Origin of the sequence: Alicyclobacillus fastidiosus (assembly GCF_026651875.1) — a bacterium.
In the GTDB taxonomy this organism is placed as follows: domain Bacteria; phylum Bacillota; class Bacilli; order Alicyclobacillales; family Alicyclobacillaceae; genus Alicyclobacillus; species Alicyclobacillus fastidiosus.
Genome location: NZ_CP104067.1, coordinates 4,909,623 through 4,922,602 on the forward strand (window position 1 = coordinate 4,909,623; position 12,980 = coordinate 4,922,602).

Consider the following 12,980-nt stretch of genomic DNA (forward strand, 5'->3'; position numbering starts at 1 on the left):
CACCTCCTCGCTAAATTCGGGCGTTTAGCAACCCACGCACCGCTGCAACAATTTCATCAACCTGTGGAGTGATTTGAGGTTCAAGCGTCGGACTGAATGGAACTGGAAACGGTTTGGCTCCAATCCGAACGGTGGGTGCATCGAGGTACTCCACTGCATGTTCTGCAACGACAGCAGAAATTTCAGCACCTACACCACCACGTTTGACGGCCTCGTGGACAACGAGCAGACGATGCGTCTTGCGTACAGACTCGAGAATCGTCTCTGTATCCATCGGGACAATGGAGCGGAGGTCAATCAACTCAACCTTGTTCCTCACCTCATCACCCAATCGCTTACAGGCTGCTTCAACCTCTGTAAACATGCGGGAATAGGAGACGATGGTCAGGCTGTCCCCTTGCTGGGTCACTTTCGCCTTTCCAATCGGAGTGATGTACTCTTCCTCTGGCACCGGACCTTTGCGCCGGAACAGGTCTTTGTGCTCAAAGTAGATAACCGGATTTGGATCTCGGATGGCTGACTTGAGCAGCCCTTTCGCGTCTTCTGGATTCGACGGTACAACCACCTTGATACCGGGAATATGCATGAAAATTGCCTCGAGAGACTGAGAATGCTGTGCTGCGCCAGACCGCGTGACGCCATCCGGGGCGCGAAGTACAAGCGGCAAGCTGGCTTGCCCTCCGAACATATAGCGGATTTTCGCCATCTGGTTCAGCACTTCGTCCATTGCAACGCCAAGGAAATCAGCGAAGTGCATATCGACAATTGGAAGCATCCCTGCGAGTGCGGCTCCGATTCCCGCACCAACGATAGACGTTTCCGAAATGGGCGTATCCCGAACCCGCTCTAGACCAAACTCAGCTGGCAACCCCCTGAACTGACCGAATATGCCGCCTTGACTCGCTATATCCTCACCCATGACGAACACGCGAGAGTCGCGTTCCATTTCTTCGCGCATCGCTTCTAACGTTGCGTCGGCAAACGTGATGTTTTTCATAGAGCACCTACCTCTACAAATAACTCCTCGAATGCTTCAGACGGCTCGGGAAAAGGGCTATCTTGCGCAAATTGAACGGCTATTCCAACTTCTCTTAACACTTCGTGGTCCACCCGATTCAAGTCATCTCTGGCCACTCGTCCTTCACCGGTAACCCGTTCAACGAACCGCTTTATTGGGTCGTTCTTGTCTAACTGCTCCATAACCTCCTCTCGTCGGCGGTACTTCTCGGGATCGCCGACAAAGTGACCCTTCATTCGATACGTTTTCGCCTCGAGCAGCGATGGTCCACCTCCACTTCTGGCTCTATCCACAGCCTCCCGGGCTTTCTCGTAGACATCGAAGATATCATTTCCGTCTGCGACGAGACCCAGCATGTTATACGATGATGCACGAACAGCAACGTCTTCCACAGCTGTGCTGTCACGGTAAAACGTAGTGGACGACCACTGGTTATTTTCACACACGAAAATAACGGGAAGGTTCCACACCGCCGCCATGTTCAGTCCCTCATGGAATGTTCCGCGGTTACTGGCACCGTCTCCAAAGAACGAGGCGGCAACGCGCCCGTTTCCTTCGAGTTTACTCGCGAGGGCAGCACCGACAGCGAGATTTATCCCGCCTCCAACGACACCATTGGCACCGAGCATACCGACCTTGAAGTCAGCAATGTGCATGGAGCCGCCCTTCCCCTTGCAGTACCCGGTTCTCTTTCCATACAGTTCAGCCATCATCCGGTTCAGGTCTGCGCCTTTCGCGATGGTATGTCCATGCCCCCGATGCGTACTCGTAATGTAATCGCTTTCTTCGAGGAGATGGCAAACAGCGGTTGCAACCGCCTCTTCACCGATATAGAGATGTACAAAGCCAGGGATCTCTCCGGCAAGGAATTTCTCGTTAACGGTTTCCTCAAAAATCCGAATCCTCATCATCGTACGATACCACCGCAATAGAACATCTTTGTCCACGATGTCTAAACCTCCTTGAACGATCGTAACTGATATCCTAGACTTAAGGACGCCGCCAGTGCCTCTCCCTTTAGATAGGCAATCATTGTGTCATCACTATCGTTAAAGCGACTACTCGGCATTGCGATGGATATGGCACCCCAAACGGATCCGTCAAATTGAAAAATCGGAGCAGCAATGCCACAGACATCAATCTCGTATTCTTGATTATCCACACTGTAGCCGCGCCCTCGTGTAATTCGCATCTCCTCCTCGATCTCACCCCAGTTCACCTTAGAGTTTGGTGTTCGCTGTTCTGGGATATGCGTCGCTCGATACTCATCAAGTTCATCAGCGGAAACGTGCGCTAGAATCGCTTTGCCCATTGCGCGTAAGAATCCATGGTCCCAATATCCTACATAAAGCGAACGAACTTTAACCGCACGGTCACTCTCTACGATGTAACGGATGACAACTTCACCTCTATCCCATGTAGAGACATAGGCTGTCTCCCGCGATTTCTGTGCCAACGTCCCCGCTAAGGTGGTGATTTTCTGCGGTATAGCACGACGACTTTGAACGAGATTGTTTAGATAAGCCACTTTATACGTCAAAAAGTAGTTCTGTGTGACCTTGTCCTTCTCTACGTATCCAGCAACATCAAGTGTGTTTAAGAGATGATAGCAAGTGCTCAAATTGATGTTCGACACTTTACTTAACCACTTTGCAGTGCATCCACCGGATTGTTCGGCAATAAGTTCCAACAGCTTTAGTCCGCGTTCAAGACTTTGAATTTTCCAAACATTTGTCGCTGAGTCCTTTACTTCTATTTATCCCACCACCTTCGAGTGAAATTATCAGTATTTGAAATAAATTTCTATAATAAACAATCTTAAGATATCGACTTCTGAATAACTGGTCAATGAAATTGATTTCAAATACAGATAACGAGACGATGTACGTTTTCGGTTCGAACATGCCCACGTTCCGGGAGAAATCCGAGTTTCAGTTAGGAAAGGGTACCATTCATCCTAAATGAAAGAGATCATGTTCCAAAGTTGATTTCAAGATTTGAAATAATTCCAGGAAGGCCAAGAACAGATGGATATAACTTCAAGAGGAACTCGAACGTGTAATACTCTTCCTTTCTAACTAAAAACCCATAGCGGAAGCTGGGTACCCGCGAAGGGTTTGTTCGTGGGGTTATGGGAGGCAAGGTGAGTATCCATTTTTCATCCAACTTTACCTAATGATGATAATTCCTGGATGATGAAATTTGCGGAACGAATCCGATGACATGACGCAATGCGCTATATTCGAATGAATGAAAAACAGAAGCAAGTGAGGCCAGCTAACACCGCCAGCCCCGTTCTTCTTAAGACGTCTTAATACTGCAATTAAGCTCATCGTCGTCAATATCACCATTTTGGTCTATGAATTTTTTGGAATCGCAATTGTTATGATTTCCGAAGCACTGACCGTTACGTCTAAGTGCCCATCATCTATTGCAAGAGGAACCCTTCGCTCCTCCAATATGTTGCCAAGATACGCGGATTGGGCAAAATCGCACGTGATCCCCAATTTCTGCTCTTCTTGAGAATAATTGAACCAACGCGCGATGATGTCTCCCGTTTCCTCACTGAATTTGAACGCGGAAAGTGCTAAGCAATCTCCTGACCATGAAAGGAATGTATTTATCGGAGGAAGTCCGCCTAATTGAACGGATGTTTGCCGAACACTCCAAGGAACCTGATACTGGTAGGCAAGTACAGCGGCCCCATTAGCATCACATGACGGTCCGTGCACCACAATTCCATACTCCACAGTGTGTCTTCCTAAGCACTGCGCCTCTGGTGTGATGAACACCCCCCAGTCACCGAGTTCACCTACAGCTCGCAACAAGGTGATTGCGATCGTATTTCGCCCGTCTCGCAATATTTCATATTCATGCAGCCCCCGATTCGCTATAGTCAGACCATCCAACCACGTGTCATCTCGGACACTGACAAACGACTGTTGGTGATGACAATAACTCGGGTTCTTCCATTCTGGAGCAGGTGTATTGTCTCTCTTCAGCTTGTCTCAATATTTCCCAATGGGAATGCGAGATCACATGGGCAACATACCGATCCGTCATTGAAATTACCTCCACTTCGTTTTGAGCAAAGTCACTGCGTAGCCAAAGGACTTGCCACCACCCACAAATCCATCTCCGATAAGACAAATTCGCAGAACAGCATATTCGCCCACGAGAACCAATCCCGTGTAAATTGAGTGAGATCGTTGCAATCGATACCCTCATGCAACATTCCGGTCCCCGCGTCCATCTGACAAAGCATTTCTAATAGCTCCTTACGTTCGCCACGGTCGTCTGACGTCAATCCCTGCATAGCTACTGACAGCGCCCAGACGTATCCCTCCGGTGTATGCGAACTACCGATGCCACGCACAAGCCCCGAATAGTAGTACGGATTCTGAGCACTCAGGAGAAACTTTCGAGTATTAAGATAAATAGGGTCATCTTTCTTACAATATCCTAAGTACGGGATCGACAATAAACTCGGCACATTCGCGTCATCCATCAGCACATAATGACCAAGTCCATCTACTTCGTAGGCGTAAACGTCACCAAATTTTGGATGAGAAACGATTCCATAATTCTTGATACCATTGTTAATCTCTTCCGATAACGAAGAAATTAATCGAGTGGTTTCTAAGTCTCCTATCACATCTCGAAAAATTTCTTCGAGATACTGAAGTACAACTACTACAAACATGTTAGACGGAATTAGATAACTATACGTGCACGCGTCATCACTTGGGCGAAACCCGGACCATGTCATACCTGTAACGCCGGTGATGGGGCCTTTGCCTTCGCGGGACAATGTATCGAGTTTGCGCGATCCGTCACGCTCAAAGACATATGTGGAGTCTCGTTCGTGATTCTGCTCCGTCCGCCAAATTGATAGAATTTCACGAACAACTTGTTTAAAAACGTCCGATTGCAGATGATCAACTTTGCCTGTGGATTTCCAGTATAGATAAGACAGTTGAATGGGGTAGCACAAGGAATCAATTTCATATTTGCGCTCCCACACTCCGCCTGACATAGCCGTTTTGTCTTTCTGGTGACCCGCTCCATTGTCCTTTACGTTGAACGCATTAGCGTATGGATCTACCAAAATGGAGTTCAGTTGTCGATATATGACTCCCTCAATCATTTCGGCGATTTCGTGATTTTCACCAGCGAGTAACAAGTATGGTCGCACTTGTGCGGTCGAATCGCGCAACCACATAGCTGGAATATCCCCTGTAATGACAAAGGTATCCCTTTCCCCTTGTGGCAAAATCGTGGTGGACATGGTATTACTGAAACAATTTTTGAACAGCTGGGTGACCATCGATGAGTTGCCAAACCATTCTTCTACCTGTTGAGTTATTTGTTTCATCGCTGACATCGTGGTAACTGAAACTGCGGACATATATATTGCCTCCCCGGTCTTGGAAAATAATAATATTTGTATATGGTCCATAAATTAGCAGGTTGTTCGTCTGTAAAGTTACTTTTAACCTTTAAACGCCCCTGCCACTCCATTTACAAACCACCTTTGCAGTACAAGGAAGACGATCACCACCGGAGCAGCTACAAGTACGGAGGCCGCAGCTGCCACAGACCAGCTTGCTCCGAACGTTCCAAAGAAATAATCAAGTCCGAGAGGTGCTGTATAAAGATTGGAGTTGCTAAGAACGATAAGTGGCCACAAAAAATTATCCCAAGACCCAAGAAACCCCATGATAGCTAATGCAGCAAGCGTTGGAACAACGAGTGGTGTGAGGACCTGTATAAAGATGCGAAAATCACCGGCACCATCGATCCGGGCTGCTTCGTCGAGTTCGTGTGAAATAGTGTTAAAGGATTGATAAAGCAGAAATACGGAAAATGCACTAAATATGCTTGGCACAATGACGCCCCAATAAGTGTTAAGCAAGTGCAAATGAAGCGTAAGTAGATAAGAGGGCACTAAGGTTCCCTGTGAAGGTAGAACCAAGGTAGCGACAATTAAACCCATCACGATGCGTCGCCCTCGAAACTTCATTCGTGCCAAGGGATAAGCGGTTATCAAGGTCACCACGATATTCAGCCCAACGGAAATCATTGCAATCAAGAAACTGTTCCACATATAGCGGCCAAAATTGTAATTCTTAAAGGTTTCCACATAATTAGAGAGTGTGACGGGGTGTGGAATCAAATGAGGTGGTACAGAAAAAGGGTTTTCGGACGGTGACATCAATGAAGTTGAGACCAACCAAACCAGTGGGAACAGAAAGATAATCGTTCCAAGCGCCATAAATAAGTACGAGACAAAAATCCGACTATTTTTCGCTGAAAGTCCCATTCTCATTTGCTGTACCTCCTGGACGATATCCAAAATTGGGCAAGTGATATGATGATTAGAATTAACCAGATGAAGTTCCCAGCCGCCGCGCTAAACCCGAACTTATACTGAGAAAATGCTTGTTGGTACACATATACCAGCATCGTTGTGGTACTTTGTAGCGGGCCGCCACCTGTTAATGTGTAAATTTCCGTAAAAACAGACATGGCGCTTAACGTAGACGCGATCATAACGTAGATCATAAATGGCCAAATACTCGGAATAACGACATATCGAACGCGCTGCAAAAACGTTGCTCCATCCAATGCGGCCGCATCATATAACTCCTCAGGTATGCTCTGTAAGCCTGCCAGGTAAATGATCATGTAATATCCTATACCCTTCCAAACCGTTACAAACATCACCGAGAAAATAGCAATATTTTTGCTCGACAGAAATGGAACCGGAGTGTTGACGAGTTTGAGGGAATACATCACATCGTTCAAAAATCCAGTTGTAGAAAACAGTTCGTTGAAGACAATGCCGACGACGACCATACTGATAACCACTGGAACGAAAAAAATGCCTCTAAAAAGCGTAGTGAGGGGTAATTTCTGATTCATCAACACGGCTGCAAGTAAAGGGACTATCATCAAGACCGGAACGACTATTAAATATTCAAGCGAGCGATACACGGAATCCCAAAACCCTGGGCCGCTCATCAGTTGAACGTAGTTTTGGAATCCGATGAACTTCCCAGAATTTCCGGGCGATGCATTTGTAAATCCCAGCCAAAAAGCGTAAATTGACGGGAAATAACTCCACATCAACAACAACACGAGCCCTGGTGTCAAAAGTACCCATGCAAACCATGCGCTGTGATTCTTCACCCCACCTTTTGACTTCTTAAGTGCGATAGTCATAGTCTGTATGCTCACTTGCAATCCTCCTAAATGACGAGTTATTTTAATTCGAATGATAGGAGCTGAAAGGATTGGAATTCATGAACTTAGGAAGTAACTATCCACCTCTTCCCCGAAAACAAATAATATATTAATATTATTATATATTTTCGATAAATTACTCTTTGTTTCTACTTATATTCCGTTTTAAACGTGCTGAAATATCACTACATTTCGTAATATAAAAGACAATTAAGGAGTGAGTGTATTGAACACCAACGTCTCTAAGGCCTCTAAGGCTTCCAAGTATCAAAAAGTGTATCAATATCTTTGTAACGAGATTGCATTCGGAACTTACAAACCCGGCGATATGATCCCCACCGAGGAAGAGCTAACGAAGCAGTTTAATGTCAGTCGTGTCACCACAAATCGTGCTCTCCAATTGCTGGTCAACGAAGGCATTATTGAACGGAAAGCCGGCATCGGCACGTTTGTCTCCAAACAGAATGAAAGAACCAAGACATCGGGCATGGAGAGTAACGTGTCGTCCATCGGGAAGCAAGTGCATAAAATCGGGCTCGTGCTTCCTTTTCTCAGCAGCATTTATGGACATACGATTCTCACTGAATTAGAACGACTCTGTTCCGACCACGATATGGTTCTGACAGTCGCTTGTTCGTATGCTGACCAAGAAAAAGAGAAAGTCGCTATCAATCGACTTGTCGACTCAGGTGTGGACGGACTCGTGGTATTTCCCGTCAACGGTGATTATTACAATGAAGCACTTTTAAAATTGCATGTCGAAAAGTTTCCGTTAGTGCTCATCGACAAAAACCTGCAGGGCATTCCATTCTCCTGCGTATCGACCAATAACAGAAAAGCTTCTTATGAATTGACATCTTATTTAATAAGTCTCAATCATGAAGAAATCGCCTTTGTGATGCCGCACTCTAATTTCACCTCGTCCCTAATCGAACGGCTCGATGGATATCGGCTAGCCTTGACCGAAGCAAACATCAGTATTCGCGAAGAGTACATTTTATCAGGTGTAGAAACGGTAAATGTTACCAATGATCAAGTCGACAACCGATACATCAAGATTCTCGAGCCATTTCTTCGCGATTATCCGCAAATTACGGCAGTGGTGGCGACGGACGATGCGATCGCGCAGAACATCTTGCAAGCAGCAAACGCTATCGGAAAGCATGTTCCAGATGACTTGTCGATCGTTTGCTTTGACGGGCCCGCACCTCGATGGAATAGTTGGAATTTCACACATATGGTGCAAGACGAGACAGGGATGGCGACAAAGACATTCGAAATTCTCAATGAACTCATGCGACGCGACACGAGAGATGCCGCACCATTGCACATTGAACTCGAAGCCTCATTCTATCTCGGAGAATCAACAGCAGAGCGGCGATAACTGGTCAGATGGAGACTCGCGATGGGTCAAAAACGTCGCAGGCCTCCATACTTACCCCACAAGATATCAATTAGATCCATTTTGCGGATTAGAAAGAATGTTGTTAACTGCTTGCGCAGCCTGTTGCAATGCAGCGGAAGGAGACATCTCCCCCTCTATCGCGTCATCCCAATACTGATTTAGTGCTTGTACTACTTGCGTCTGATTTGGAAAATCGGTGGTTTGACCTTGTAAAGTAGGCGAAGTGACAACTTTCTTGTTCGGATCATAGTACTTGTGCTGCAAATTCGTGTACGATTTGGCGACTGGATTTGTGATACCTTGCTCAAAACCCGGATTATTGAGTGCTTGTTCAGTATTTGCTCCAACATCCCCGCTTGTGGCTTTATAAAAAGCAAGTTGATTGGATACCGTTAGAAACTGCATCCCCAACTGAGCCGCTAATTTCGGGTGCTTAGATTGTGCACTTACGGCCCAATACCATCCACTCCCAACTTGTTCATGTGTTGCTGAATACGGACCGGTAATCGGTGGTCCCACTTTAATATCGTTCAAAATTGGTCCCCAACTATTTTGCAAATCACTGATCAGTCCCGATCCGTAAGTCGCGATTGCACCTTGAACAAATAAATTTGTAGGATCTGCAGACGAACCCGTATCCGGATCAAACGCACCTTGCTTGTAAGCATTCGCATACATGGTCAAGACCTTGACACCCTCAGGCGTATCAAATCCTGCCTTCTTGAAATTTGGAGTCAAAAGAGGTACTCCAAAATCGTACAACTCCAGGCAAGCACTGGAGCTGCCATAAGTCGTAGCCTCGGATTGCGGTTGAATCGGACTCAATGACCAATATGCCATTGGATCGGCCTTGTGAAACTTTATTGCGTCTTGTAAATTTTGTTGGACAGTAGTCGGAAGCGTAGTGATTCCAGCTTTTTTCAACAGGGCCATGTTATACATTGGTAAACTAGGAAGTGGCGTCGTCCCGTAAAACGGAAACGCATACAAATTACCATTTACCGTCATAGTCTGGACGGCTGCAGGAAAAAATGACGCAATTTGCGCCTTCGTCAAGTCGTTGTTCAAAGGTGCATAGTATTTATATAGTTGTTGCACAGGTGTGAACTCATTGATAAGGTCTGGGGAATTATTCCCCTGATACGCTGCAATTAATTTCTGATCAAAGCCAGTCGCAGGGACGTCGACCCAATTCACTGTCACTCCCGGATGTGCCTTTTCAAATTGCGAAATGACACTATCAATGTAGGGTTTGAATTTTTCCAATTGATAAGTCCACATGGTAAGTGTGATAGATTTCGAGCCACTGGTATTCGCTTTCGACGCACCTGTTGTGGTGTTAGCATTATTAGAATTCGTTCCGCAGCCTGCCACCAGCATCGCAGACAACGCACATGCCATTGATGCTACACCAACCTTTTTCATGCTTCTCAAATTGATCTCCCCTTCAACTTTAGTTACAGTACGTTTCTGAAAAAATCTAACAACTTATTATAATATAATATTCTTAATTATATTATAATAAGTTGTTTGTAGTATTGGCAAGCGCTTTCTCAACCCGTATTAAGCTTCAGAAAATAACTCAGAAGGCTACATGTGTTGCGTTTTATGACATCTTAGAACTGGACAAACAAGGAAAGAACGGTGTATTACTTCATCTGTTCATTTATCATATTATAGCTTAATTATATTTTCATATTATTTAAACCTCTTTGGGATATGAACGACATCGTCAAGCCCCGTGTCATGATAGGGTTAAAAGCCCGAACCGAAGACACGGTTTGTCGACGGTTGGCACACTAATATCCGTGGTTACCACATTTTCGTACCTACGTCCAAGGGCTGCCTCGGACTAGTGACGTGCGTCAGGCTCTGGGTCCGTCTGCATCTATGGTATCGCCATGTGCCAACAGATGAACGTTTGGTTCCTAAGAGTAATCTAGATTTTAGATCGATGCTCCTGTCAGCCGGAGAATCCCACCATCATCATCTTCCATGTTGTGACCTTAATCACACAATAAACACCCCCACCTGTTAGCAGGCGGGGATTAGTCAGCGCGTCTTTATTTGTGGATGCCACCCGTAATCCCTTTGGCAAACTCTCCGACCATGGCAGCAGCTTGCTCTAATTCCACCGTGAGCAAGGTATTCACCAATATATTTTCACGTGGACTCCTGTCGGATTGTTCGCGTACCGAATACACAACGTCGAACTCGGTTCATCCCATTCAAACTTTGCACCATCGTTGTGAACTTTGTCCTGGATCGTAATCTTTTGCGGCCTTTGTGGGCAGCGAAATCTGGCTATTCCATTCACGTTTTCGGGACCTCTGGCAACGAACTCGAACCCTTTATCCGTTCTAGATATTGATTCGATCCGTGATGATGCTGCAATTAGTTGAAGTTCTTGTTCTATTGCAGTCAAGTCATATAATAAAATGTTATCTCCGGGATAGAGCGTAATTCGATGTACAATTGGAAGGTTTGCGTCGAAAAGATTTACGTATGAACCGCTGAGAACTACAGGTTCTTGATGATAAGATTCATCCATAACGGAAGCAATCACGTACGGACCACGTTCCAAAACGAACGCGTTTGTCGGGCACCACTCTAGATGAACATCATCCACCGAACCGATGGCATCCTTCACCATGTCCCGAAGTCGGTTGGCCTTCACTCGTTCATGAGCACAGCTTGCAGGATGAATCGGAAAATAGGCCAAAATTCCCTTTCCAACGGAATATGAGCCTTCCGTTAGCGACGTTCGCAAACCCAAGCTCTCAAAGAGGTGTTCTGCTGGTGAGAGATACTTTCGTTTGCCATGGTTCCACCATTCCCGAACCTGATGGAAGCCATCACTGCCGTCACCGACATAAATTAAGATGCCACCGTCAAGTACCCACTGAGCCAACGAATTATGAAGGTCTGGAGATTCTGGTTTCATAAATTCATAGCTGAGCACGAGAATACGATAGTCGTCCAAATAGGCCGGAAATCGTTTAATATTGTCCAACTGGACCGGGCGCACCACAAGCCCGTGTTTGAGCAATGGTAGAGCCAACCCATAGAAAGGAGACCAATCCAGAAGGTCGTTAGAAGTTGAACCGTGAACCGAGTTCAATTCGGGTATCTTCCGTTGATACATCGCCGAGTCAGCAAGCAGTATCCCCACCTCAAGATGATGCTCCCGCCAGGAAATTCGCTTTTGATCCATATCCCCAAGCGTATGCATGACCACCAATAATTTGGTCGCATAATCGGCCGGTATATTTTCTCTACCAAGTTCGTCTTCCCGAGGGTATTTTCCATTGAACACTCGGCTTGGCCAAGGGCATACTTCAAAGCGTGAAATATGTGGATGGAACAAAGACGCCACCACAGTTTGGAAATAGTTTTGTTCGTAGTCTTTCCAAGTGTGTTTGGGATCGTCTTCAATGGGGTCGTGTAAAAACCACATCCGTCGGTTTGTACCCCGAACTAATTCCTGCATAATGCCGTATTCCAGAAAGGCGGTCTCAAACGTTCTTTCCTTACGAATCCCTTCGTAGACGTTTGGAGTCCTCGCGGTCCCCGTCCAAATTTGCGCGATGTAGCCATCAATCCCAGGCAAGTCCAATAAACGGGACTCGGGGCTGACAATCCGCCACTGCGTATAGTTGATCAAACTGTGCGTAGGGACATAGAAGCGAATGTTACGGTTGTATGTTACTTTTGCGTATTCTTTCAAAGTACTGCACATTCGATCCAGACACCGTGTGAACAAATACGCTTTCAAACGAGAGGCCCGGTACTGCGCATCCTCAGTTTCATGCGGAGGCTGCCACGGTTCCCTGTAATAGATTTCCCACTCCCTCTTGAACGCGTCCGAATAGCCTCCCTCCACCCAAAATTCTGGTTCTTCCAAATGGATAGATTCAACGCCGGCGTCCACGGCCACCCGTATTCTTTCTGTAAGGAAGTCTGCAAAGGCAATCGTCGGCACCATATAAGGAACGTCAATGCCGTGGCTGATATTGTCCCCCTTGGAGTTGCGCTGAGCTTCATCCCAATGTGCTCTTCCGTCTACCTTCCCATTCAAATAATCTTGATATTCTCCCCATGAGACACCGGTCATCAAATGTACGATGTATCCCTTGTCCCGCCACTGTTTGATTCGATCCGGCATGGTTTCATCAATACCGTAAACCATTACAAAGTCTGCCTGAAGATCATACGTGGGATGGTACGGCGATAATTCTTGAAATCCTGTACGTTCCTCCGAGCGATTTCTGGAAGTAATTCCCAAACCTACCAATCATAGATGATCATCCT

The 12,980-nt window shown here is 46.1% G+C and carries 10 protein-coding genes; 1 reads left to right on the forward strand and 9 read right to left on the reverse strand.

Going from position 1 to position 12,980, the window contains the following annotated elements:
* Positions 1 to 10: 10 nt before the first annotated feature.
* From NZD89_RS24010 to NZD89_RS24040, 7 genes are all read right to left on the reverse strand, one after another.
* Positions 11 to 997 carry an alpha-ketoacid dehydrogenase subunit beta gene (locus tag NZD89_RS24010; RefSeq protein WP_268005208.1) on the reverse strand — a complete coding sequence of 329 codons (987 nt, stop codon included), beginning with the start codon at positions 995 to 997 and terminating at the stop codon, positions 11 to 13.
* On the reverse strand, positions 994 to 1,929 hold the full coding sequence (locus NZD89_RS24015; protein WP_268008601.1) for a thiamine pyrophosphate-dependent dehydrogenase E1 component subunit alpha: 936 nt from the start codon (positions 1,927 to 1,929) through the stop codon (positions 994 to 996). The genes NZD89_RS24010 and NZD89_RS24015 overlap by 4 nt, the downstream gene beginning before the upstream one ends.
* A gap of 41 nt (positions 1,930 to 1,970) precedes the next feature.
* Positions 1,971 to 2,774: an IclR family transcriptional regulator gene (locus NZD89_RS24020; protein WP_326492957.1), complete on the reverse strand. Its 804-nt coding sequence runs from the start codon at positions 2,772 to 2,774 to the stop codon at positions 1,971 to 1,973.
* A 601-nt stretch (positions 2,775 to 3,375) separates the two neighbouring features.
* Positions 3,376 to 3,768 carry a glycosyl hydrolase-related protein gene (locus tag NZD89_RS24025; protein WP_268005209.1) on the reverse strand — a complete coding sequence of 131 codons (393 nt, stop codon included), beginning with the start codon at positions 3,766 to 3,768 and terminating at the stop codon, positions 3,376 to 3,378.
* 344 nt (positions 3,769 to 4,112) lie between these two features.
* On the reverse strand, positions 4,113 to 5,426 hold the full coding sequence (locus NZD89_RS24030) for a glycoside hydrolase family 125 protein (protein WP_268005210.1): 1,314 nt from the start codon (positions 5,424 to 5,426) through the stop codon (positions 4,113 to 4,115).
* A gap of 84 nt (positions 5,427 to 5,510) precedes the next feature.
* A complete protein-coding gene (locus tag NZD89_RS24035) occupies positions 5,511 to 6,347 on the reverse strand; it encodes a carbohydrate ABC transporter permease (protein ID WP_268005211.1) in 837 nt (278 codons plus the stop codon).
* On the reverse strand, positions 6,344 to 7,258 hold the full coding sequence (locus tag NZD89_RS24040) for a carbohydrate ABC transporter permease (protein WP_268005212.1): 915 nt from the start codon (positions 7,256 to 7,258) through the stop codon (positions 6,344 to 6,346). The genes NZD89_RS24035 and NZD89_RS24040 overlap by 4 nt, the downstream gene beginning before the upstream one ends.
* Positions 7,259 to 7,490: 232 nt before the next feature.
* On the opposite strand from NZD89_RS24040, the gene NZD89_RS24045 reads away from it, so the two are divergent.
* Entirely contained in the window at positions 7,491 to 8,648 is a 1,158-nt protein-coding gene (locus NZD89_RS24045) for a GntR family transcriptional regulator (protein ID WP_268005213.1), read from the forward strand.
* A gap of 66 nt (positions 8,649 to 8,714) precedes the next feature.
* Here the strand turns inward: NZD89_RS24045 and NZD89_RS24050 are convergent, their stop codons facing one another.
* Both NZD89_RS24050 and NZD89_RS24055 read right to left on the reverse strand, forming a co-directional pair.
* Positions 8,715 to 10,094, reverse strand: a complete 1,380-nt coding sequence (locus NZD89_RS24050) for an ABC transporter substrate-binding protein (protein ID WP_268008603.1) — start codon at positions 10,092 to 10,094, stop codon at positions 8,715 to 8,717.
* Positions 10,095 to 10,818: 724 nt separating this feature from the next.
* Positions 10,819 to 12,963, reverse strand: a complete 2,145-nt coding sequence (locus NZD89_RS24055; protein ID WP_268005214.1) for a hypothetical protein — start codon at positions 12,961 to 12,963, stop codon at positions 10,819 to 10,821.
* Positions 12,964 to 12,980 lie beyond the last annotated feature (17 nt).